This is a genomic window from Novosphingobium malaysiense, from assembly GCF_000802225.1.
In the GTDB taxonomy this organism is placed as follows: Bacteria; Pseudomonadota; Alphaproteobacteria; order Sphingomonadales; family Sphingomonadaceae; genus Novosphingobium; species Novosphingobium malaysiense.
In genome coordinates, this window is the sequence record NZ_JTDI01000002.1 from 180,246 (window position 1) to 203,677 (window position 23,432).

Genomic DNA, 23,432 nt, shown 5'->3' on the forward strand with positions numbered 1-23,432 from the left:
GCTCAGATCCCCATCACGGCGGCGTGCGCGCTGGCGTTGAGATGCAAGTTAGCGGAATGCCCCCCGAGCACGCCGAACAGCGGCTTGTATTTAACGCTTGCCGAAACCGTCACGGTCGGTGCGCCGGACGTTTCCAGTTTGTAGATACCGTCCTTGAAAGAGGCATTATACGCACAGGTGACGGTTACATCGGAATTGACCCATCCGGGCAGGCGAGCGGTACCTCCCGACAATGTGCCGGTTCTGGTCAGTTCCTGGACGTGGCTCACGACCGTGGCGCTTACGGTTCCCGCACCGCAATTGGTATAATTGGAAAAGTTGGCACGCGCCGCGAAACGCGCTCCGTCACGCACGGCCTTCGTCACGATGTGCTGGCAATACAGGAAATACCCGCCCTCGAACATGGCGAACAACATCACCACGAGCAAAGGCAGCATCAGCACGAATTCGGCGGAAGCCGTGCCCTGCCGATCGGCATGAAAGGCGGGAATCCGGCGCATCATTTGATCAGGTACGGCACGTCACGCCGCACATTCTGGCTACCGTAAGCACCGTTGCCCGCAATCTGCGAGGGGCCGATAACCTCGAAGTAGATGGCATTCGAATAGGCATTATGGCGCTCGGCTGAATCGACGGAAGGCTCGACCAGGAAAACGTCGACCCATTCGTCGATCGTGACGGGTTGCGAAGAGCCCGTGAGCGACGAGCAATTGCTGACGACGGCGATCGTCAGAACCCTGCGGCTCACGTCCGGTACACTGGCGGAACCGCCCCAGCACACGGGCGAACCGTTCTGGTTGGTGGGAGTGGGAATTGAACCAGTGCCGCCACCACCGTCCGTGAGCTTTCCCAATTCCCACAGATACGTCTGATAGCGCGTGGATATCCCTGCAGGAGGAGAGGTTAGGCCATGATTTTTCAAGAAATAATCTTTCTTGGCCCATGCGCCGTCGCCAATTCTTCCCTCACTGCATGAACCGGTGCCATTGAATGACGTATAATGGCAAAGGTCCCTTGGCAGCCCCATGGCATCTATTACGCCATTGTCATCGTAATAGCCGTTCACCCCGTCAGCGGCAGACGCCAGAGGAACCGGTTTGAATTCACGGCCTGCGGCGGGCAACTTCCAGCCATTGGGTCCACCATTTGCAAGCTTGCAAATGTTGGCACCACTGCCGCTACGAATGACATCTTTCACGACGTTGCTCGAAGGAGGGCAGTTCGAGTTCCGACAGCTTGACAAGACATTGCCGCCGCCACTGTTCGACGGAAAATCATAAATGTCGAACCGCGTGTTTATCGCAGCATAAAGTCCCTGGGGATTTCCTGTGCTGACCTTGTTGTTTCCAACCGGAGTACAATCGATCGGCGGGTTCGAATACGCGAGCGACTGCAGCAGCGCTGCATTGCGATTTGTCGTATCTGCCGATTCACTGACTTGGAGAAAGCCAAAGTCGCCCGGCGCCCACGTGGTATTCGAACCACTTCCGGGCTGGCCGGTATTATTGCCCGTGCTGTGCCCCGTCGCGATGATCCCTTCGCCAACGCGGCTGGCGGCGTTGAACGGCGTGGTGGGATCGGGACTGCAGATCATGATGGGCGGCACCTTGCAGACCGAAGACCCGATGCCCGCCAAAGCACGGGCGCCAATGTCGCCGTAGAGCAGCCCGGTTACCGGCGTGAAGGCATAGTTCGCCGTGCGGCCATTGGCGTTCTCGTCCGTATCGAAGACGATCTCGACGTAGTTTGCGTTGGCATCGCTCGTCGCTGCAGTGGTTCCGTCCCGATTCTGCCAGAAACGCACCGCGCCCGTTGCATCGCAGGCCGACTCGTTTGCTACCGAGATAGTCAGCCCCAGGCCATCATTCGCCATGATCGCCTGATTGGTAACCAGGGCATTTGCCGCCGAGGCCGCTCTGGAGCAGGCCCCCGATTTGCCGTCAAGCTGCGTAACCGCGGCCAGGGCGGCCTGATCCGCGGCGTTCTGCATTTCGCTGTCGAGGCCGGCAAGGCGGGAGTAGTCGTATGCGACCCCGGCAACCGCGACCAGAGCGGGAAGCGCCAGCGCATAGAGCGCTGCCGTCGCGCCGGTCTGGTTATGCCAGAATCCGTTCAGACCGCTCCTAGCCATGACTCCTCGCAGCCATCTCCATCAGTTGGATCCACTTCCCGACGTGGAACTCTGAGTACTAACGCGCTCCGGCTTTTCGACCGAGCCGGACGTGTACTTTTCCAGTGCCCTTTGCGCCTGGACGCCGCTGCTCTCGGCGGGGCCGTCGAACTGGGGATCGGGATCGATGATCTGTGCCATCATCGTCTGGCGGTTGGCTTCTCCGAAGGCGGCATCGCCGGGTTCTTCCATGATGGAATGTTCGCAGCCGGAAAGGCCGACAATGGCGACCGCACCGATCACCATTTTGCCGATACGTTCAGTATTCATAGCCGTCCCCCGTGCTCTGTGCCGGCTGCGTTGCCGGTGCCATCGGCTTCGGATCGTAGGATTCGCCGAGCAGAACCGTTCCCGCAGCTGTCGGGTCTTCGACGCGGTCCGTTGGCAGCTTCACCTGTTCCGGCTTGATCGGCGCAACCAGATGCGGCGTGACGACGATAAGCAGTTCCGTCTCGCCCTTCTGGAACTCGGTCGACCGGAACAGTGCGCCCAGGATCGGAAGATTGCCGAGCAGCGGCAGCTGGCTGACGTTGGTCTTGAAGTCCTGCTGCAAAAGGCCGGCGATCGCGAAGCTTTCACCGTCGCGCAGTTCCAGAACCGTGCTGGCGCGCCGGGTCTGGACCCCCGGAATGGTAATCCCGTTGAGCGTGACGGAGGCCGCGGGATCGATCGAACTGACCTCAGGCTCTACCCGCAGGTTGATCGTCCGATCGGCCAGGACGGTCGGCGTGAAGCCCAGGCTGACGCCGAAGGGCTTGAACTCGACGGTCAATGCCTGGGCCCCGTTGCCGCTTCCCGCATTGCCGCTCTGCGCTACCGGGACAGGAAACTCGCCGCCTGCCAGGAAGGACGCCTTTTCGCCGGAAAGCGCCACGAGGGTCGGTTCGGCCAGTGTTTTTGCAAACCCCTTGGTTTCCATGGCATCGAGCACGGCGTCGATGTTGAGGTCGCCAATGCTGAAGCTCTTGCGAAACACGCCAAAGGAATTGGTGATTGCGGTGAGCCCCAGAATGCCTTCGCCCGTATCCGCATCAGGCGTCAGCTGCGCCCCTCTCCCGATGGCAGAGCCGAACGTACCGCCATTGCTGGCGGAAAAGCTGCTGACGCCGATATCCTCGCCCACCGAGCGTTTCACTTCGGCAAACCGGACTTCCAGCATGACCTGCTGACTACTGCCCACACTGAGCATATTGACGACCTTCTCGCCGGCATAGGTCTTCGCCAGGCGCATCGCCTTGTCGACCGCACCGGGATCGGTCACGAGCCCGGTGAGGACCATGGAATCGCCGGAAATCGTTGCATCGATGCTCTGTCCCGGAATGAGCCGGGATACCTGCGCTTCGAACGACCGCACATCGGGACCGATCGCGACATCCATGACGCTCAGGACGCGGCCACCGGAATCGTATAGGGTGAGGCTGGTCGTGCCCATGGACTTGCCGAGCACGTAAATCGATCGGTCGGTAAGCGGCATGACATCGGCGATCTCGGCGTTGCCGACCATCGCGCGGGCAATGGGTCGGTCTGCCGTGACCACCTGGCTCTTGTTGAGCGGGACATCGAGAATGCCGGCATGGATCGAATCCATCTGCGCGGACGCGGGCGCGGCGCTTAGCGAAACACTCAGCAGGGCTGCGGCGATCATCGCCGAGCGCGTGGGTTTACCAACCGGCATAGTGCTTCACCTCGTATTCGGCGGGGTTCGTTCCGCGCACCACGGTCATGGTCGGCGCCGACGGCGTTGACCGGGTTTTCGAAGCGACAATCCGCGGCCGTGTCCGCACTCGTGCCGTTGCGCGCCGTGGCGACCTCGCGACGAAGCGCGGAGCTGATCCACCAAGGTCCCGCACGGTTACCGCACGGGTCGCGCCGACGACCTGATCCTCGACGTTGCGCAACGCGAGACTTAGCGTGCCGGTCTGCTGGGCCAGGACAAGGCGCTGTGCGCCATACTGGTCGACAAGCACCGTCGCCGTATCGCCTACTAGCGGTTCGGTAGCGTTTTCGTTTGCCCGCTGGTTGATGCCGATGACCCGGACGTTCTCCAGCAGAACGCTCGTCACCTTGCCCTGTTGGCCGTTGTCCTGGCCGGGCATCTGGCGAGTCAGCATGATGTCGACGACGTCGCCCGATGTCACGAAGCCGCTGACACCCGTCACGGCTGTAATCGGGATGGAGACGGCGCGCAGTTCCTTGGGAATGTTGGCCGAAATCGTGGCGCGGCCATTGACGCCGGAGACGCGGTCGGAAAGGACAGGCTCGCCGACGGCGATACTGCGCAGGGCGACGTGGTTGCCGGCCGCGAGTTTGTCGACGTTGTCGAAGGCGCCGTTGGGAACGGAATCGCGCGGCCAGTTCACAAGCCTCAGGCTTTCGGCGGTAACCTTGCTGCCGAACTGCAGCGGCTGACGCGCTACCACGACCTTAGTGAGGCCATGAACTTCAGCGACTTTTTCCTGCTGTTTTTCGACGCCTGAGAACCAGGAATTCACCAAGAAGATAGCGATTAATCCCAAGAGCGCCGCTACGCCCAGAATGATCAGGTTTCTGCCTGGCATACCGCCCCCATTTTTATAAATGCCCCCAACGCACGCCTAATAAACCCTCACCACCATCTACAAATACTTAACGCAAGCAGCTAATTTAATCAGAAATAGAGGCCCCGCCGGTACATTGCTGTACAAGCGGGGCCGAGAATGTATTGTCAGCAGGTTGAGTTGCTGGGGTTGTCGATGCACCCTGCAGTGTTGGTCATCGCGCCGGAAATCGAGTCGGACAGAGTCTGAGCGCCCACAACAATGGCAAGGCCGACGACGACGAGAATGATGGCATATTCGGCCGCCGAGGCGCCCGACTCGTCCTGAGCGAACTTCTTGAAAAACTTGGTCATGTTGAAATTCCCCGTTTGATCGCGCCCGGCGATACGCTTGCCGGGCATGAACTTATCCAAGGTTCCGGCCTCTATTTCCGGCTCACCTTCGCCCCCCTGACCGCGGCTTGGAATCGGGTCGAAACATCGACGAAACCCGACTTCCGGTACTCCTGACAAAGTCGCCATCAAAGAGAACGCTGCAATATTGCGTTAGCTAACTCTCAGCGTCAACGCGGAATTTTAAGCGTATCTTTACCGTTCCAGTCTAGGACGTTCTTTGCCCCACTAGCTAATAAACACATAGTTTTCTTGCTCAGGGGCAGGGGATAACTTTAGTTATACTGCTCAAATTAACATATTGAAATCTCGCAGTTATCGCGGGGAACCTGCCAGGCGAACATGCGTTTCCATATGTTAAGTTGCTGTTGGAAATGAGTGAAAGTGCACACATGACAAGGGCTGCTAGGACTTCCGGTCTGTTCTCGACCGCCCAATCTCGATTGGCGGACTACTTGCGAGGATTTGAGATAAAGACGCGAGTCGTCGTTCGGTTTTTCCTGAGTCGCATGGAAGGTGTGATCCTCGGTTGGATCGCTCTGATCGCGCTTGCATCGCTTCCTAGGATGCTTTTCCCGATCACTCCGGTCCGCGATCTTGGCGATCTGGCCGAAATCGTTCTGCCCTACGCCTGTATCGCGATCGCACCGATCATGGGATACCGCTTTGCAATGCACAGGTTTGGTCGCGACCTGCAATGCAAGGACGGCACAGCCGCCGCTCCGATCACGTCATCGGAGCGTTATTCCGGAAAATCGGGGGCAAATTACGGCCCTTATGGGTTCATGGCCTCCCTGCTCGTCGGAATTCTGCTGAACGTCCCGTTTCGGGCGTTTGAATTCCTGCTCTCGGTTCCAGCGATGAACAGCAACGCCCCAGCCTGGGGAACGACACTTTTTCATGTCATGGCTTTCGACGTATGCCTGATGAGCTTCCTGTATACGGTGTGCTTTGTGTTGGCCTTGCGCACCATTCCGCTCTTCCCCGGCATGCTTGCAGTTGTCTGGGGAATCGACATCACCATGCAGTTCGTCATTGCCAATGCCGTTTCCGCCAGTCCTCATCTGCCGGCTGACGTTGCGGCAGCAGTCAGCGACATCCTGCAGGGCAATATCAAGAAAGTACTGATCAGCGTCGCGGTGTGGCTGCCCTATCTCCTGCTATCGCGGAGAGTGCAAGTTACCTATCGTCGGCGCTCGGCCCTCGCCTAAGTTTCAACGCACCTTGTAGACACGCAGATGGGAATCCCAGATCGCGGTCACGGGCTCTAGCCAGTTCGGAACTCGCCCCGTCTGCAATTGCGCAATCAGACTATCGGGCCAATGCGACAGGGGCGTCCTCGCGCCGCGGTAATCATCACAAAAGACCAGATAGTCCGCATGATTGGCTATCACCAGCCTTCGAGCATACCCAGGGTCTCCGCCGAACACGTCCAATACATCGCGTATCTTGTTCCCATTACGATGATAGTTCGAAGCCACGACGGTGTGACGAGTCATGCCCAGAATTGGCGGCCCGATATTCAATGACGCAAAAAGGTGGCCGGGTTCCAACCGATTGAGTTTCCGCAAATCGCATTCTTGGTCTCCGGCAAAATCGGAGTTCACGTCTGCAGAGTCACGATCGTCGCCAGTCACGTTTGCCCAAACGTCTCCTGCCAGTGGAGGCGTTAGTGGCAAGACAATCAACACTCCGATGATTGTTAACAAGATGCGCTTAATGGGATTTGTTATGGCGCGAGCGCGAGGCAATAAGACAGCTGCGAGCAACGCAAGAAAAGGGACCATCAAGATTTGCACGAATATGCCGGATCGCATGACATTCAACGAAAGGACCCAGCAAGCCAGGCCGACAGCAAAAAGCAATATCCAGCTTTTGCGGAGATTTTCGTTTTCGATCGGGCGTACACCGAACCAAGCGCCCGCAATCATCAAAAGTCCATTCCCAACTAGAACGATCTGCTCGGGAACGGGCTGCATGTAAATCGGCAAACCCTCCCTCACGCGAAGGTACCAGAATTTCCATACAACCGGATCGAGCTGTGCGAACGGGTCGACCGCGCAGGCACCAAGGCCGCCCAGAACGAGCGGAACGGCGAACAGAGGCAAGGCGGACAGACAGGCAAGGCGCGAGACCGGCCTGAACTTCGCTGCAAATCCCTGCACTGCCCAGGCAATGGCGGCCGAACCTGCGAAGGCGGCAATATGCGGCCATGAAACGGCATCGCAGTATACTTCGAGATAATTCCCCGGGGCCCTTGCCGTCAGAAACAACAAAGCGACCGAACCGGCCAAGCCTGTCAGAAATGGAGCAAGGCCGCCCACGCCCCAGAACGCGAAAGCCAGACCCAACGTTGCCGCCATGGCAGCAACGATGGGCAAGCCTTCCAGCGAAATGGTGAGCGATAACGCTGCTATGGCGCCTGCGATGAAAGCGGCGCGTCGCGATTGAAATTGCACTAGGAAATACGTTGCGCTGAGAATGCAGACAGCCTGCCAGCCATGATGGTCAATGCGGCCGGGAAACAAGTTGAAAGCCAGCATGTGATATAGGGGAAGCAACGCAACGCTGGCCGTACGGAGCACTGGGACAACCCCCAACCTTTTCAGCAAGCGCTCCATGATGAACATCGCGATCGCAAGTTCGAGTAAGGGCACCCCGAAAACAGCGATACGTTCGGCAACGCCGCGACCGAAAAGCGGCTCGAAAGCCACGATGAAGAAGGCGACCGGCAGGTCCACCAATCGGGACCACTGCAGATCGGCCCCAACCGGCGGATTCATCCGGTATTGACGAACATCGAACCAGTTCTGACCTGCCAGGAAATCGCGCACTTCCAGGAAGCGCATCCAGTCATCCGGTCCTGACAGTTCGAGCCCCCAAAGGCCCTTGTAGTGATAGGCGACGGCCAGCGCCGCCCAGCCTAGCCATACGTGCCATAACCTGATCCGACCCAACCAGGGCCACGCGATCTCTTGAAACCGGGCACCAACGACAGGTGCGTCGCCATCGGCCTGCATCAGTTTCCGCTTCGAAACACGATCCGGCTGCGCAGACCCCATGTCAGCATGAAACTGGCGACGATGGCCAGGAGCTTGGCAATGCGGGGATCAAAGCCCGTATACGCGCCTGCGCCCACGACGAAAGTCGTCAGAGTCAATCCGGCCACGGCGGAAAGGACGAACAGTACCTGCTGCCGCAGCCTTGCGGAGCCGCCACTCGCCACGGTATCCTGAAAGACAGCCCGGCTTGAGATCAGCCAATGGACGAATATGCCGAAAGCGTAACTCAGCGCCGATGCGGGGGCAGCGAATATCCCTGCTGCGAGAAGAAGCAGGAATGAGCCCAAATCGGCACCCAGCGCAAGGACGCTTGCGCCTAAATACCGCATGAGCCGGGACCGCTGGCCACGCAGGGCAAGATCGTCAAACGCGGCTCTGCGGACCTGCTCCAGTGCCATGATCAGGCTGCCTCGTTGATCTCGTATTGCCGCAAGCGTTCGGGAACGCCGCGCACCGAAGTGAGTGCTGCGGCCTGGTCCGAGCTGACGTTGCGGGCTGTCAGGTCGGCGTCGGCCCCTTCGTCGCCCGCCTCATGATACTCGGCGTCCTCATTTACACACCAGGTATCATAGACCCGCTTGCCGGCGAGAATGTTCTCGACTGTCAGCATGGCCGTCATCATCGCGTGATCCTGGTTGTTGTAGCGGTGCATGCCATTGCGCCCGACCAGATGCAGCGTGGGGAAGCGCGTTTCCAGCTCGTCACGAACAGTTGCGACATTCTGTGCGTAAGCTTCGTCGTAGACCGGATAGGCTTTTTCCTGCCTCACGACAACGCCGCCCTCTACCTGCGCGGGATTGCACAACCCCAGGATCTGCATTTCCCGCTTTGCCAGTTCCACCAGATCCTCGTCGTTCGACGACCACAGACCGTCGCCTTCGAAGCAGAAGTATTCAAGCCCTACGCAGGCGACATCGCCATCCGGCACCATCTCGGGAGACCACGACCGAAAATTCTGGATTCGTCCGACCTGTACCTTGCTGTCATGGATGTAGATCCAGTTGTCTGGAAAAAGGTCCTTCGAACGAATCTTGAGGGCCACGGTAAGGAAGTCGCGATACTTCAACTGGGTGGCGGCAAGGTTGGTTGCGGGCCTCGGCTCGATGCGCTCGACAAGTTCGCGCATCGGCGCCGAACTGATGACGTTGCCTGCAGTGATCTTCAACGGCCCATGCTTGCCATCGGCAATCACATGCCAGCCGCCGCGGCGATACGACACCAGTTTTTCGAGGGAATACCCCATCAATACGCGGGAGCCGGCGGCCTCGATCTTGTCGCGAGCCGCTTCCCACATCATGCCCGGACCAAGCCGCGGATAGCGGAATGTCTCGAGCAAGGTCTTTACGGCCTGTCCATCGTTCGGCTTCCGGTTCAGGCCAAGGCTACGCTTGATCCCGTCCATCACCGCTCCCCACAATGACAGTCCCTTGATGCGTTGGGCCGCCCAATCCGCGCTCATCTCGTCGCAGGGCATTCCCCAGACCTTCTCGGTGTAGGTCTTGAAAAAGATCGAATACAACTTCCAGCCAAACTGGTTGGTCGTCCAGTCTTCGAAGCTTTTCACACTCTTGCGCCGAAATGCCTTGGCCTTGGCAAAGCTGGCCATGCACATGGCCGATCGCCACAGGCCGAGGTTCCAAAGCGCCTCGAATGCGCGCAATGGGTACGAATAGAACTTGCCCTCGTAATAGATGCGGCTCATCCGCGGGCGCTGGATGAAATCGTCGGGAAGTATCTCGTTCCACAAGTCCACGACTTGCTGGCTTTTGGAGAAGAAGCGGTGGCCGCCGATGTCGAAGCGATAGCCGTCGTGCTCGACGGTGCGGCTGATGCCGCCGACGTAGGTCTCATCCTTTTCAATGATCGCGACACGCTTACCTTGCTTCGAAAGCAAGTACCCTGCCGTAAGACCAGCAGGACCGGCGCCGATGATCGCGACATCAACATCCAATTCTTGCATTCCGGACGGCCTCCCGTTGGTTGCCCGGAATGATTGTTACATAATAAACTATCGAAACAAACGACTGTTTGGCTGTGACCTAAAATGGTTCAGCCTTCCGTGACTTTGATAATATCTGCCAATTGGGCTGAAATGACGGGTTCAGCCTTCCCGGAAAAGACCAAGCCGATGTCCGTCACGGACTTCTCGCGATCCGAGGGATAGCCCGACTCATGGGATGCGAGAGCGAGCGAAGCAACGACGATCGATCCGTCAGGCACCTGTCAAAATTCAAATTTCAACAGGACTGACATGACCGCTGGCAATGCCGACCGGATTGATATGGGCGCCACTACACCTTCAGGGCAAATACGCGAGGCTAGCGCGCGAGAGGATTTAGCGGGCGGCCGTTGAGCCGAACCTCGTAGTGCACGTGCGGTCCTGTGGAGCGACCGGTCGAGCCGGCAAAACCGATAATTTCTCCGCGCTTGACCTGCTGGCCGACGGTGACGGCCGTCCGGGACAGATGGGCAAAGCGCGTTTCCAGGCCCTTCGGCTGCTTCACCTTCACCAGCAGGCCGTACCCGCCCGACCATCCCGCAAAGGTGACCGTTCCTTCGCTCGTCGCCGCAACAGGCGTGCCCGTGGGCACAGCCAGATCGACACCTGCATGCTGTCTCACCCCACCAAGAATCGGATGTTCACGCTTGCCGAAGGCACTGGATATGCGGGCGGAAGACACGGGCATTCCCTGAGGAAGCACCGCATTCCCGCTGCCGTGATAAACGGGCACCGCAGAAAATCTGACTTCGACGAAGGTCCCCTGGTCGTTCGTCCTGTCCGGGTAACGCCAGGCACCGCCCAGGACCCCGGACGGCCCCACAGTTACCGATCCTGTCGGCTTTTCGATGAACACATGCGCGGGGGCCATGCTGCCGCCGTCAACCTGCCCGTCCAACGGCAGGGCCGGGGTCGGCGTCTCGCCGCCATGCGCTTGAACGGACGCATCAATTCCGCTTGCGGATGCGGCGCCTGCTTCTGCGCTCCATGCGGGCGCAACTGCACAGCCAAGCTCTACGATCAAGCATAGAGCGCCAGACGTGAGTAACCTTGAGACCTTTCGCACAGCCAATACCCCAACCACTCAATAACGTCATAGAGATAAATTGGCTGAGATTGTAGCGATAAACAGTATCAGATTGGCTTATTCGGTCGTACCACGGAAGAAGAAAGAGTTGGCCGCGGCCGGCCATACCGCCCGCCTTCCGGCATTCGCGCGTGTGATTTCGCTGATGCCGACCTGCTTGTTTCCGGCTGCATTCGCACCCGAAACTCATCCTTCGAAGCCAATCTGCAGCCGTCCGTGACGTAGAAGTAGGACCTTTGCAGCTTGAAAGATCTCGCAGGAATTGTCGGTGGACGTGATGGTTTGATCAGGAGCATTCAATTGGGATTGACCGGAACACTCATCTGAAGCGCGGTGCAGCCCGGTTTCGAATGGATTTCCAGCGATCCGCCCAGCTCGCCCAGCCTTTCGCTGATCGATCGGGGCAGCGTCGGCGCTTCGGGCTTGGTGAATCCGCTGCCGTTGTCGGTCACGTCGATCTCGATCACGTCCGACCGTCGCACGCACCTGACGGTGACTTGCGAGGCGTTGCCGTGGCGCACGGCGTTGGAAATGGCCTCGCGAACGACTTGCTGCAGTTCCATCGACAGCCACACCTCGACTTCGATACGAAAATCGCATTCGCGCAATTCGACCTCAATCTGCCAGCGCAAGGCAAGGGCATCTCCCACCGAGGCGATATCCTCGATCAGGTTGCGAACGCGCGGGTCCGATTCTGTTTCCCGCAATTGCGCTATGAGGCCGCGAACGTGTCGGTGTTCCGCGCCCAGCGCACTCTTGATGGTGTCAATCTCGTCCGCAAGCTCTGCGTTTTCGCCAACTTTGGCTTGCAGCGCTACCAACAGGAAGCGGGCACCGGCGAGCGAATGCGCCACGCTGTCGTGCAAGTCGCATGCTACTGTCCGACGCAGGCGCAGGAGCGCTGAATTGAGAGCGTCTATCGACGCCATTTGCGATTCCAGGCCTTGCGCGATTTCTGCACGAATTGCAGCGGCGAGATGGAGATGGCCCCAGCCAGGCGCGCGAATGCCGGTTAGAATCAGCCAGGTTCGCCCGTCTTCGCCATCCACCGGGATGCTGATTCCAGTCTTCACTTTCAGTTCCGCCAGCAGTGCCCGTCCCGAAACGGTGGATGCGGTGCGCAAAGCCAGCTCGTTGCCAGTCGAGATGATGGCGCGGTTGCGTGAAACATCGAAAAGCGCGGGGGAGAGGTCCCTGAAGCCTTCTGCTGCCGCAAAGCTTAGTTTTGCCGGAGCGAGTTTCTCGTCCAGTTCCCGCAGCCCGGCGCAATAGCAACCGCGATTGTCAGGGTCGATCCAGCACAGGACGGCATCCTGGGCTCGTACGAGGTTGGCCGCGTAACCCAATGCGGATGCTGCCGGCGGCAGGCCCGGATCCGGTATCTCCCCGTAAAAGCGTGGCAGCGCTATTCCAAGCCTATGTACACTCACCTCGACTACGACCACCGTCTCGAGTACGGCAAAAAGGGCCCAGCTCAGGGCCTCTGCGATGTTTGCGCCGCTTCCAGGCATTTCGAACAGGAAGATGTCGGCTAACCAGAGCGTGTCGAGGGCAAGGGCCATGTACAGCACCATCCCGGACTGCCACCGCAGCGTGCTGGCGAAAATCACGTGAGCCAGCAGCCACAGAGCGGCAACCACCATAGCTGCGTCGCCATGCGTATGCATGAATGTGAGGACGATGAATGCCATCACATCCACGGCAATGAAGATCTTCGAAAGGACGAAGTCCAGATACCAGCTCCGTATGGCGATGACGAAAGCCACCGCAGCAACGGCGCCAAATGTAAGAGCCAACACGGTATCCAGGCGCGCGGCAAAGGAAGGGGCGGTCGATTCCGCCAAGCCGAACAGCATGAGCACGACGGCGGCAAGGACGCGACTGGCTGCAATTGCGCGGCCATAGTGCGTCGCATAGGCTTGCCGGGAAAACTTGCTGATGCGTCGAAGTAACCGGTTGGAGGGTGGGGCTGCTGCAGTGATCACAATCTTCCGCACGGGTAGCGGGGCGTCGGCCGGGCAGGAACCGTGCCTATCAGGCATCGGGACATTGCGTTCTCCTGCCAGGTCGTCAAACGGAACAGGTTTGCGTCAATCTATCGTGCGGTCTCATTGGTTCTTGCCATCATGGCGAGTTCAGTACGATTGGAAATTCCGAGCTTGGTGTAAACCCTGTGAAGGTGGACCTTTATGGTTCCTTCCGTGGTCTCCAGGAGGGCGGCGATGTCCTTGTTGCGTAGCCCACGCGCCACATGATCCGCTACTTCCTGTTCCTTGGGCGTAAGTATGGCGAGGCAAGCTGGAGATGCCGGCGGGGTGCTCAAGGCATGTTCGATGAGCTTGCCATCCAGATATGGAAGACCGTTGGTAACGGCATCTATCGCGTCAAGAAGTCTGTTCTCACTGTCATGCTTGAAGACGATGCCATTTACGCCTGCCCGAACTGCATCCGCCACTTGCCCGTTCGTCATTTCGACCGTCAGGATTATCACGGGGCGTTCGTCATGGCGTTCGCGCAGCGCCTTGAGGGTGGAAATTCCATCGCCACCGGGCATGCGCACGTCCAGGAGTACGACTTCGGGGTCTTCCCGTCTGATTGCATCCAACGTGGCGTGGCCGTCGCCGGTCATGGCGATTACCTGATGCCCGCCCATTTGCAGCACGGCGTTGACGCCGAGCCGGAAAAAGGGGTGATCATCGGCAATCAGAACTCGCGACACGTTCAGTATTTCCTACCCGAAATCGCTCCGCCTACGATGATGTGACGAATGTCGTTGGCTAATAGTACGCAATAATCGGCGTTTCTTGCAAGACATTACGCTCTTGGTCAAATCACCCATGTTAGCTACCTTAGGATACGGCTTTCGCCTACTTTGCAGTGAGAACGCCCAAGGCGCCAGGTGCCTCCCCGACTAAGATATCCGTGCACTACGCCGCGTGGAAGTTGGGATGTCTGAATACGAGCAATCGCCGCCCTAGGGCGCGCCAGATGATTTTCGCTCGAAGGAGCGTCGCAATCGAAGCGAAGGCCCGCTTTCCAGCCATCATCGTAATTGCCTTCACGGAAAAGGCCGCGCCGAAGTCACCTTCTTGATAGCTGGAGCGGGTGAAGGGAATCGAACCCTCGTCGTAAGCTTGGGAAGCTTCTGCTCTACCATTGAGCTACACCCGCAAACCCGCAGGAAACCGGGGTTTCGTGCCATGGTCAAGCTAGCGGTTCACAGGATGGTCCCGCAAGCGGAGGGCAATTGCCACATTCCCTGCCCCACGGTCAATAACGTTCATCGTCCCGGAATGGCATAGCTGCCGCCGGAGGTCGCCGGGTCATTCGACCACGAGGAAATATTCGGCTTCGCGATCGCCTGGATTGCGCACTTCGATGGTGTAGCGCTGGGTGAACATTGGGACCCAGTGGCACGTTCGGTTCCTGTTGCTCATGATGCACACGGGGCGGTGATCGGAATCCAGGACGCGCAGAGAAATCGGCGCATTGCCGGGCGTCGACAGGGCGATGCTGGCTTTCTGACCGGACAGGAAGACCTGTTCGAATGCCTCGCTGTGACCGGCCAGAATCTGTCCGCTCCTGTAGCCGGGCCCGAGCGGGCTGCCGCGCATGGGCGGCGCGGTAGCGGCAAGCAGGGTACGCCATCGGGGCACAGGGTCGGCCCCATCCCAATCGACCAAGGGGTGTGCGCCGCTGCGATCGATCACAGCCAGCGCCGAGGCGAGCGCTTTGTGGTTTCGATTGGCCTGTGCCGCTTGCGCGCTCGACAAGGCAAGCGCGACCTTTTCGCCGATGCCGTGTGTCGCGTCCTGGGCCCCGACGGCAGGGCCGGATACGACCGCCAGCACTGTCAGCCCGGCGCGCAGAAAGCATGTGATGCCGATGCGGTTCATCTTTTCGTCTCCGGCGTGACGGTGAAGCAGGCTCCCTTGTCCGTCTCCACCAGGTTTATCTCCAGATGGTGGCGCTCCGCAATGGCGCGGCAGAGCGCGAGGCCCAGGCCTGCACCTTCGGTAGAGGAGGACCGCACGCCACGACTGAACTTCTCGAAGATTCCCTCGCGCAGGTCATCCGGCACGCCCGGACCGTCGTCGCTGACGATCAGGCGTGGTCCCTTGCGCAGCGCCAGCCAGACGGTGCCGCCTTCCGGCACGAACTTGAATGCGTTGTCGAGCAGGTTGGTGATCAGGCGGGTGAGGGCCATTTCCTCGCCTTCGATGGTGACGCCCGGCTCTATATCTACCTTGAAATGGTGCCCGGACTCTTCCGCACTGTCGGCATAGAGTTCACCCAGTCGCGAGACCAGGGCGCTGAGATCGACAGGGGCAAGGCCATGCCTGTCGCCGCGCCGGGCCTCGCTCGCGGCGATATCGAGCAGCGATTCGAGCATGCGGATGATGCCGCGGATTTCGGTGCGGGCGTCGGCGATGCGCGCGGCCGTTTCCGCGTCGGGCGTGGCGGCGAGCGCTTTTACGAGGCGATTGTCGAGATGCATCAGCGGCGTGCGCATTTCGTGCGCCACATGGTCGGTAGTCTCGCGATGGGCCGCGGCAAGCTGCCGCAGCCGGGCGAGGGCATTGCCCGAGTGGGCCGTCAGTTCGTCGATTTCGTCGCGGCCGCCGGAGCCTCTGGCGAGCTGCTCCAGGGCGGCATCGTCGGGTTGGCGGAATGCCGCGTTGATCCTCTCGAGGCGGCCCGCGAGCCGGTGCGCCGCCATCCAGCCGCCCAAGGCTACTGCCAGCACGGCGAGAATGCCGCCGGTCAGAAAGGCCAGTCCGACCTGGCGCAGCAGCACGTCGAGATCGTGGTGTTCGTGGGCGACCAGCAGGCGAAGCTCGGGGCCGAGTTGGGTAGCCCGGGCAAAGGCCTCTATATCGCCGTCCAGATGAACTTCGGCGGCTTCGGAAACGTTGGCGTCGAGTTTGGGCCAGCGTTTTATGTCGCCGGCTATGGGAACGCCTGCAGAATTGGCAAGCAGATAGTGCGCCGCGTTGCCGTTGCGCGGTTGCAGGGCAAGCCGGTCTTCGATGCGCTTGGAAAGTTCTTCCGCGCCGCCACTGGCGAATATGTCCACCATGCCGGCCAGATCGAGGTCGACCGTTCGCTGCATGGCAAGATGGTTGGTTCGCTGGATCGTCGTATCCGTCAGCAGCCACAGCCCGAACGTGATCTCCGCGGCGGTGAAGATGGCCCAAAGGACAATCTGAGCGAAGATCGAATGGCGGATAGCAACGAGGTGCGTCACCGCCCGTCCAGAAGCCGATAGCCCGAACCCCAGATGGTCTCGAGGGCGGGGGAGGCGAAGCCGTCCTCGAGCTTGCGCCGCAGACGACCGATATTGACGTCGACGACGTTGGTCTGCGGATCGAAATTCATCTTCCAAACGTCGCGCAGCAGCATTTCGCGGGTCAGCACGTCCCCGGCATTCTGCATGAAGTAGTGGAACAGTTCGAATTCCTTGGGGCTGAGCGACAGGTGCCGGTTCTCGCGGAACGCCGTACGGGCCTTCACATGGCATTCGAAGGCGCCGTAGAGGATGACGGCACTATGCGTGCCCCCCGAGGCACGCCGATGGAGCGCGCGCAGCCGGGCGAGCAATTCTTCGGCCTCGAAAGGCTTTGCCAGGTAATCGTCGGCGCCGCCGTCGAGCCCTTCGGCCCGGTCGCTGGTGCGGCCGAGTGCGGACAACATGAGAACGGGAGTGCCGATGCCGCTGTCGCGCAAGCGCGAAAGGATGGTCAGGCCGTCGACGTCGGGCAGCATGCGGTCGAGAATGATCACGTCGAAGCGTTCGACGCCGGCACGCAAGAGTCCATCGTTGCCGGTCGCGACCCAGGTCACGGCGTCACCGGATTCGGCGGCTACCTCCTGGACCTGCGATGCCGCGCGAGCATCGTCCTCGATGTAGAGGATGTTGAGCCCGCTCATGATCCCCTGCTGCTCCCCTGCTGCTCCCCGCAACGCCCAATACTGCACATCCGGCCCCGACTTCGCAACGGACTCTGGAATTCCCGCCCGCGCAATCGAGGCGATGCGTTCGATTAGCGCGGGCGGGAATGCCCGTGCCGAGCCTTGTGGCTTCCGGGTACAGACGGTGCGGTGCTGTTGATCCCGGTTGCTGGAAGGCTCGGCACAGGGCGGGGGGTCACGGAACGCCGTTGAAGGGGTCTGGGATCGGAGCGCTCGCTTCCCCTGAACGATAGTGGCGCGACACGGCACCTCTGACAAAGCAATGGATCGCATTCGCGATCTTGCGGGATTGCTCTTCGGAAGACTTCATCGCGGGTCCTCGCAGGCGTGTCGATTCGATTTCGATGAAGCGCAATGTTACGGCGCGCGGGTTGGTCGATCCTCTGACAAAGTTTGTTAGATACGCCTCTACCCCCAATGCGCACATGCCCGGAAATGCACGTGAAAGGGCGGACCGGCAGGCCCGCCCTTTCACGAATGCCGGTGACTGCGCCGTCAGTTGGCGACGGGTGCGGCAGCCGCTGCGTCGACGGGCAGGCCGCCGAGCTGGGTGACCAGTTTGGTATATGCATCGAGGTAGGCGAGCACGATGACCTGACCGATCTTGGTGTTTTGGTAACCACCGCCGCCGGCCGCAGCGAACGTTCCACCGAAGAAGCCGCCGGCGCCTGCACCGAAGCTGACGTCCGACTTGCGGGCATAGCCCTCGGTGAGCGCCTCTTCCACGGTGGTGCGCGCATTGACGATCGAGAGCGTCACGTTCGCTTCGCCCTTCTTGATGTTGAGACCGCCCGCGACGGCGCCGACACTACGGCCGAACAGGCCTCCGCCGATCCCGCCGAGAATTCCGCCGAGATTGGTGCCTCCGGAGTTGTTGTTGGTGGAAACGATGTCGGGCTGGAGAAAGTAATCGGCCGCCTTGACCTGGCCCTTGCCGAGGTTGGATCCGGCCTGCAATTCGCCCTGATCGGCAAGGGCGCGCTCCATGGCGCGGTTGTGCATCGAGCGGCCACGATTGACCAGGGTGAAGCATCCCGAGCGCTGGACGAACACGCGCAGGATCGCCTCGGGACTGCCGAGGCTGAGTTCGCGCCACCACTTGTTGTCCGGTTCGACGATCGCGACAGTGCCGAGGTTGCGGGTGCAAACGGGAATTTCCTGCGTACCCCGCTCCTGCGCCTGGCGGGCGGACGACTTGCTTTCCGCAAAAGCCGTAGATGCCGTGAGCGAAACCGCAAGCGCACCGAGTGCGCAGATGACCTTTTTCATGAAATATCCTCCCTGTTACTGCCGCGCGCGGACGTGCGGATTACCCGGTTCCATGAATATGCAGGAACCTATGCCCCAAGAAAACTTCGGGCAAATGACGATGACTGTGAGGTGATACTATCAGACAGCGGGTCGGACGGCCAAGTTGTCTATAAGGCGAGCCTTGCCAATCCGGGCGGCGACGAGCAGCCGCATGGGCCGGGATGTCGGACGACCGAGCAACTCGAGGTTTTCCGCATCGCGCAGGTCGGCATAGTCGACCGACGCGAATCCGGCTGCGAGCAACGCCGTTTCCAGGTCTGCGAGCGCGGCCTCGACGGTTTTGCCGCCCTCTATCGCGGCCGCGGCCTCGTTCATCGCGGCCGGCAGGGCAGCGGCCTGCGTCCGCTGTTCCGGCGTCAGGTAGGCATTGCGGGAGGACATCGCGAGCCCGTCCGCCTCGCGAACGGTCGGCACGCCCATGATGGCATCCGCATGCGGCCGGGTTAGATCGAGGTCGCGGGCCATGCGGCGGATGACCGCGAGTTGCTGCCAGTCCTTCTCTCCGAACAGCGCGAGGTCTGGCAGGACCTGGTGGAACAGCTTGCACACGACGGTGGCGACCCCGTCGAAATGCCCCGGCCGGGCCGCGCCACAAAGGCCTTCGCTGACGCCGGATACGGAAATGTTGGTTGAAAAGCCCTGCGGATACATGACCTCCACGGAGGGCGCCCAGATCAGATCGACGCCTTCTCCCTCGAGCAGCGCGCAATCGTGTTCGAACTGGCGGGGATAGGCGTCCAGGTCCTCCCCGGCGCCGAACTGCAGTGGATTGACGAAAATCGAGACGGCCACGCGCGCCGCGCGCTTCCTCGCTTCGCGCACCAGGGTCAGATGGCCGTCGTGCAGGGCGCCCATGGTCGGGACGAGCGCCAGCGTTCCCGCTTCGCGCAGTTGGGCGACTGCACTGCGCAGTGGATCAAGGCTGTGGACGGTTTGCATTGGCTGTGGCTGCTCCGATATGATGCGCTTGACCGGCAGACGCGCCAGCCCTTAGCCGCAGCGCGCCCTGTGCGGCAATGGATTTGAACTCACGAGGGCCGGCGGACCGGCCCCGCAGCAGGAAAGCGATCACCAGTTCGTGACAGCGCATCGCATCGTCTTCGCCAATGAAAAGGGCGGTACCGGTAAGTCCACCACCGCCGTGCATGTCGCCATTGCACTTGCCTACCAGGGCGCAAATGTTGCCGCGATCGACCTCGATCCGCGCCAGCGGACGCTGTTCCGCTACCTCGAGAACCGCGTCGAAACCGAACGCCGTCGCGAGATTGCACTGCCCGGTGCGCGCTTTGCGGTCTACGACGGTGACGACATTACCGAACTCGACGATCTCGCGGAGCAGATCGCGGAGGGCTACGATTTCCTGATCTTCGATACGCCGGGCCGTGACGATCCCTTCGCGCGCCATGTCGCGACGACTGCCGATACTCTGGTGACGCCGCTCAACGACAGCTTTGTGGACTTCGACCTGATCGGCCAGGTCGAGGGCGAAACCTTCAAGGTCAAGAAGCTCTCGTTCTATGCCGAACTCATGTGGGAAACGCGCAAGAAACGCGGCATGAAAACCCTCGAGGAAGGCCGCCGCGACCTCGACTGGGTCGTGGTGCGCAACCGTGTGCAGCACGTCGAGGCGCGCAACATGCGTCGTCTCGAAGGTGCCCTCAAGGAACTGTCCAAGCGCGTCGGCTTCCGGGTGGCCAGCGGCCTGTCCGAACGCGTCATCTATCGCGAGCTGTTTCCGTCGGGGCTGACGCTGCTCGACAAGGGCTTTCTGGGCGAACTCGGCACCAGCCATCTCGTGGCGCGGCAGGAACTGCGCAGCCTCGTGGCCGGGCTCAACCTGCCGATGCCGTCGCGCGGGCAGCAGGATCTTGCGCTCGCGGCGCAATAGGATCGGGCGGTGGTCAAGCTGCTCTGGCTGATAGCGTTGGCGTGCATCGCCTGGCGCTTGTTTACCGGGCGCTGGCCCTGGCAAAAGAAGCTGCGGGTGCGACAATCCTTCGCACTTGCCCACGCCCGCGAGGTGCTTGGCTTGCCTGACGGCGCCAGCCGCAGGGACATTCTCGAGGCGCATCGCCGCCGCATTGCCGCTGTCCATCCCGACCGCGGCGGCAGCAGCGATCAGGTCCACGAAGCGAATGCTGCGCGGGACCTGCTGCTGGCAGAACTGCCTGCGGAAACCCCATCCTGAGGCGGGCGTGGGCGTAGGCCATCGTTTCGAGCCGACGATCCTGCGCGAATACGATATTCGCGGCGTGGTCGGCGAGACACTGGACGGGCAGGATGCCTATGCCGTCGGCCGCTCCTTCGCCACCGTGCTGCGGCGCAGTGGCGGATGCCGGATAGTCGTGGGCTATGACGGCCGGCTCAGTTCGCCCATGCTGGAAGCGGCCGTCGTCGAAGGGATCATCGCGAGCGGGATCGATGTCGTTCGCATCGGTCTTGCGGCCACGCCGATGCTCTATTTTGCCGAAGCGTCCCAACCGGATGTTCACGGCGGTATCCAGATTACCGGAAGCCACAATCCTCGCGATCACAACGGTTTCAAGTTCGTGCTGGGCGGAAAGCCCTTCTTCGGAGCCGACATCCGGCATCTTGGAGACCTGGCGGCGGCCGGAGACTGGGATGCGGGGACAGGTGGCTGCGAGGCGCGCAACGTTCTGGAGGCCTACGTCGAACGCCTGCTGCAAGGTCTTTCCGGAATACCTGCCGATGCGCTGACGGGTTTGCGGGTCGGCTGGGATGCGGGCAACGGCGCAGCCGGACCGGCAGTGGAACGTCTGACGTCCCGGCTCCCGGGCGAGCACCATCTCCTGTTCACGGAAGTCGATGGAAACTTTCCCAACCACCACCCCGATCCCACCATCGCCGCGAATCTCGCGGACCTTCGCGCGCTCGTCGCGAAGGAGAAGCTCGATTTCGGGGTGGCATTCGACGGCGATGCCGATCGGATCGGCGCCGTCGACGGCACCGGCTGCATCATCTGGGGTGACCAGTTGCTGGCGATCTTTGCCGAGGACCTGCTGCGGCGCGTCCCGGGAGCGACTGTGGTTGCCGACGTGAAGGCTTCCCGCCTGGCGTTCGACGCCATCGCACGGTTCGGCGGCCATCCGATGATGTGGAAGTCCGGGCACTCGCTGATCAAGGCCAAGATGCTCGAGATCGGGGCGCCGCTCGGCGGGGAAATGAGCGGCCACGTATTCTTCGCCGACGATTACTTCGGCTTCGACGACGGTCTCTACGCTGCTGTGCGGCTGATGGCGGCGACGGTCCGTCTGGGTTCATCCCTGACGGATATGCGCGCGGCGATGCCCGCTACGTTCAATACGCCCGAACTGCGCTTTCACGTGGACGAAGACCGCAAGTTTGCAGCGATCGAAGAGGTGCGAGAGCGGCTCGCCGGAGACGGTGCCGACTTCGTCGACATCGACGGGGTTCGCGTTAACACCGAGGACGGCTGGTGGCTGCTGCGAGCATCCAACACGCAGGACGTGCTCACCGCCCGCGCCGAAAGCGACACCGATGACGGATTGCAGAGACTGGTGCGGCAGATCGATGCGCAACTGGCCCTGTCGGGACTTTCGCGCGGCTAGAATATCACCACCAGCGCACCGGCGATGACGGCCATCGCGCTGGCGACGAGGGGCAGGGCCCCGTGTTTGCCCTTTGTCCATCCTCCCACGCTGGCCGACACGAATGCCTTGAACAGCGTGTTGAGCGTCACCGAAAACGCCAGAACCAGTGCCGCGGTGGTTTGCGGCAGCGTGTCCGTCGGCAGGTTGCCCATGGTGATGATCGTCGAATCGACGTCGACGGTGCCGGATACGGCAAGGACGAGGGCGAGCTCGCGGTCGCCGAAGTGCTGCAGCACCCAGCGTGCAGCGACGGTGAGTGCCATGACCAGCGCAGTCAGCAGGAAGGCCGGTGCAAGGTCGAAGGGATTGCGCATCGGCACTTCCTCCTCCTGCGTGCCCGATGGCCCGCGCGGCACCTTGCGCAGATACCAACCGGCGATGACCAGGCTGACCAGCATTCCGGGTAGTATCAGCCGGATCAGCGGGAGGAGGGCAAAGGGAGCCAGCGCCGCGGTCAGCACGGCGACGCGCAGGTACATGACCACGGAGGCGGCGGAGATGCCGGTTGCGAGGATCGGCGTGCCCTCCGTTCCGTCACGCATTCGCGTCGCCAGCGAGGCGGTGACGGCGGTGGAGGACACCATGGATCCGGCCGCAGCCGTCGCGATGACCGCGCGCGTAGGTCCAAGCATGCGCGCGGCGAAATAGCCCGCGAACGAGAAACCCGAGACAAGCACTACGACCATCCACAGCTTGCGGGGATTCCACGCGTCATAGGGGCCGTACGGCTGGTCGGGCAGCAGCGGCAGGATCACGAGCGCAATCAGGGCGAAGCGCGCGATGGAAATCATCTCCTTCTCGGAGAGGTGGCGGACCCAGCGATGAAGCTGCGCGCGCATGGCCAGTATCAGCACCATGACCACGACAATCGTCGTCCCGGTCAGCCGCTCTCCGATGCCGACCAGAAAGCCGCTGGCCAGCGTCAGCAGCGCAACGACGCCGGAGGTTCCGTCGATTCGGCCGCTCAACCGGGAGGTGCGTTCGTAGCCGAGCAGTACGAGGAGCATGACCGCAACAAGCAGGCCGGTGGCCGGGCCGCGCGCCTCATCGAACAGTATCCCTGCAATCCCGCCGGCGAGGCCCATGAGCGCGAAAGTGCGAAAGCCGGCAAAGCGCGATCCCGCGGCCTGTTCACGCAGCACCCAGCCGCGTTGCAGGCCCACCAGGAGGCCGAGCGCGAGTGCCATCGCGATATTGATCAGGTGGGAATAGCCGGGAAGTGCGGTCATCGGGATGCTGTTTGCTGTGGTTGCCGGCGCTCATCGGACA

At 61.1% G+C, this 23,432-nt stretch carries 22 protein-coding genes and 1 tRNA gene; 4 read left to right on the forward strand and 19 right to left on the reverse strand.

Annotation, left to right across the window (positions count from 1 at the left end):
- Nucleotides 1–2 precede the first annotated feature (2 nt).
- From LK12_RS05740 to LK12_RS25325, 6 genes are all read right to left on the reverse strand, one after another.
- Entirely contained in the window at nt 3–500 is a 498-nt protein-coding gene (locus LK12_RS05740; RefSeq protein ID WP_197063479.1) for a TadE/TadG family type IV pilus assembly protein, read from the reverse strand.
- Entirely contained in the window at nt 500–2,131 is a 1,632-nt protein-coding gene (locus tag LK12_RS05745; protein ID WP_039280645.1) for a pilus assembly protein TadG-related protein, read from the reverse strand. Before LK12_RS05745 ends, LK12_RS05740 begins: the two co-directional genes overlap by 1 nt.
- Before the next feature lie 21 nt (nt 2,132–2,152).
- Nucleotides 2,153–2,440 (reverse strand): hypothetical protein, encoded by a 288-nt coding sequence (locus LK12_RS05750; RefSeq protein WP_052223208.1) that lies wholly within the window; start codon nt 2,438–2,440, stop codon nt 2,153–2,155.
- Entirely contained in the window at nt 2,430–3,845 is a 1,416-nt protein-coding gene (locus LK12_RS05755; protein WP_039280649.1) for a type II and III secretion system protein family protein, read from the reverse strand. Before LK12_RS05755 ends, LK12_RS05750 begins: the two co-directional genes overlap by 11 nt.
- A complete protein-coding gene (gene cpaB / locus LK12_RS05760) occupies nt 3,832–4,728 on the reverse strand; it encodes a Flp pilus assembly protein CpaB (RefSeq protein WP_052223209.1) in 897 nt (298 codons plus the stop codon). Before cpaB ends, LK12_RS05755 begins: the two co-directional genes overlap by 14 nt.
- A gap of 146 nt (nt 4,729–4,874) precedes the next feature.
- Nucleotides 4,875–5,228: a Flp family type IVb pilin gene (locus tag LK12_RS25325; RefSeq protein WP_331454126.1), complete on the reverse strand. Its 354-nt coding sequence runs from the start codon at nt 5,226–5,228 to the stop codon at nt 4,875–4,877.
- Nucleotides 5,229–5,608: 380 nt separating this feature from the next.
- On the opposite strand from LK12_RS25325, the gene LK12_RS05770 reads away from it, so the two are divergent.
- Complete coding sequence (locus LK12_RS05770; protein WP_052223210.1) at nt 5,609–6,310, forward strand: hypothetical protein; 702 nt, start codon at nt 5,609–5,611, stop codon at nt 6,308–6,310.
- 3 nt (nt 6,311–6,313) lie between these two features.
- On the opposite strand, the gene LK12_RS05775 is transcribed toward LK12_RS05770, so the two are convergent.
- The 12 genes from LK12_RS05775 to panC form a co-directional block, all read right to left on the reverse strand.
- The gene (locus LK12_RS05775; protein ID WP_231568259.1) at nt 6,314–8,161 is read right to left on the reverse strand and encodes a hypothetical protein; all 1,848 of its coding nucleotides are present in this window, start codon (nt 8,159–8,161) and stop codon (nt 6,314–6,316) included.
- Nucleotides 8,119–8,559, reverse strand: coding sequence for a GtrA family protein (locus tag LK12_RS05780; RefSeq protein ID WP_052223211.1), 441 nt, complete (start codon nt 8,557–8,559; stop codon nt 8,119–8,121). Before LK12_RS05780 ends, LK12_RS05775 begins: the two co-directional genes overlap by 43 nt.
- Before the next feature lie 2 nt (nt 8,560–8,561).
- Nucleotides 8,562–10,121, reverse strand: coding sequence for an NAD(P)/FAD-dependent oxidoreductase (locus LK12_RS05785; RefSeq protein ID WP_039280654.1), 1,560 nt, complete (start codon nt 10,119–10,121; stop codon nt 8,562–8,564).
- A 358-nt stretch (nt 10,122–10,479) separates the two neighbouring features.
- Nucleotides 10,480–11,031 carry a M23 family metallopeptidase gene (locus LK12_RS05790; RefSeq protein WP_156135414.1) on the reverse strand — a complete coding sequence of 184 codons (552 nt, stop codon included), beginning with the start codon at nt 11,029–11,031 and terminating at the stop codon, nt 10,480–10,482.
- A gap of 512 nt (nt 11,032–11,543) precedes the next feature.
- The gene (locus LK12_RS05795) at nt 11,544–13,103 is read right to left on the reverse strand and encodes a sensor histidine kinase (RefSeq protein WP_231568260.1); all 1,560 of its coding nucleotides are present in this window, start codon (nt 13,101–13,103) and stop codon (nt 11,544–11,546) included.
- Nucleotides 13,104–13,342: 239 nt separating this feature from the next.
- On the reverse strand, nt 13,343–13,900 hold the full coding sequence (locus LK12_RS05800; RefSeq protein ID WP_231568280.1) for a response regulator transcription factor: 558 nt from the start codon (nt 13,898–13,900) through the stop codon (nt 13,343–13,345).
- 444 nt (nt 13,901–14,344) lie between these two features.
- Nucleotides 14,345–14,418 (reverse strand) — tRNA-Gly (locus tag LK12_RS05805).
- A gap of 152 nt (nt 14,419–14,570) precedes the next feature.
- Nucleotides 14,571–15,143, reverse strand: coding sequence for a hypothetical protein (locus LK12_RS05810; RefSeq protein ID WP_039280656.1), 573 nt, complete (start codon nt 15,141–15,143; stop codon nt 14,571–14,573).
- On the reverse strand, nt 15,140–16,495 hold the full coding sequence (locus LK12_RS05815; protein WP_039280658.1) for a sensor histidine kinase: 1,356 nt from the start codon (nt 16,493–16,495) through the stop codon (nt 15,140–15,142). Before LK12_RS05815 ends, LK12_RS05810 begins: the two co-directional genes overlap by 4 nt.
- Nucleotides 16,492–17,178 (reverse strand): response regulator transcription factor, encoded by a 687-nt coding sequence (locus LK12_RS05820; RefSeq protein WP_039280660.1) that lies wholly within the window; start codon nt 17,176–17,178, stop codon nt 16,492–16,494. The genes LK12_RS05815 and LK12_RS05820 overlap by 4 nt, the downstream gene beginning before the upstream one ends.
- A gap of 537 nt (nt 17,179–17,715) precedes the next feature.
- Complete coding sequence (locus LK12_RS05825) at nt 17,716–18,489, reverse strand: CsgG/HfaB family protein (RefSeq protein WP_039280665.1); 774 nt, start codon at nt 18,487–18,489, stop codon at nt 17,716–17,718.
- A 120-nt stretch (nt 18,490–18,609) separates the two neighbouring features.
- Nucleotides 18,610–19,470, reverse strand: coding sequence for a pantoate--beta-alanine ligase (panC, locus tag LK12_RS05830; protein WP_039280668.1), 861 nt, complete (start codon nt 19,468–19,470; stop codon nt 18,610–18,612).
- A gap of 139 nt (nt 19,471–19,609) precedes the next feature.
- On the opposite strand from panC, the gene LK12_RS05835 reads away from it, so the two are divergent.
- The 3 genes from LK12_RS05835 to pgmG are packed head-to-tail and all read left to right on the forward strand — an operon-like array spanning nt 19,610 to nt 22,121.
- Complete coding sequence (locus LK12_RS05835) at nt 19,610–20,419, forward strand: division plane positioning ATPase MipZ (RefSeq protein WP_039280670.1); 810 nt, start codon at nt 19,610–19,612, stop codon at nt 20,417–20,419.
- A gap of 9 nt (nt 20,420–20,428) precedes the next feature.
- A complete protein-coding gene (locus tag LK12_RS05840) occupies nt 20,429–20,719 on the forward strand; it encodes a J domain-containing protein (protein ID WP_039280672.1) in 291 nt (96 codons plus the stop codon).
- 7 nt (nt 20,720–20,726) lie between these two features.
- Nucleotides 20,727–22,121: a phosphoglucomutase/phosphomannomutase PgmG gene (gene pgmG / locus LK12_RS05845; protein ID WP_039280674.1), complete on the forward strand. Its 1,395-nt coding sequence runs from the start codon at nt 20,727–20,729 to the stop codon at nt 22,119–22,121.
- Here the strand turns inward: pgmG and LK12_RS05850 are convergent.
- On the reverse strand, nt 22,118–23,392 hold the full coding sequence (locus tag LK12_RS05850; RefSeq protein WP_039280677.1) for an MgtC/SapB family protein: 1,275 nt from the start codon (nt 23,390–23,392) through the stop codon (nt 22,118–22,120). The two genes, pgmG and LK12_RS05850, sit on opposite strands and share 4 nt — an antisense overlap.
- Between the last annotated feature and the right edge of the window lie 40 nt (nt 23,393–23,432).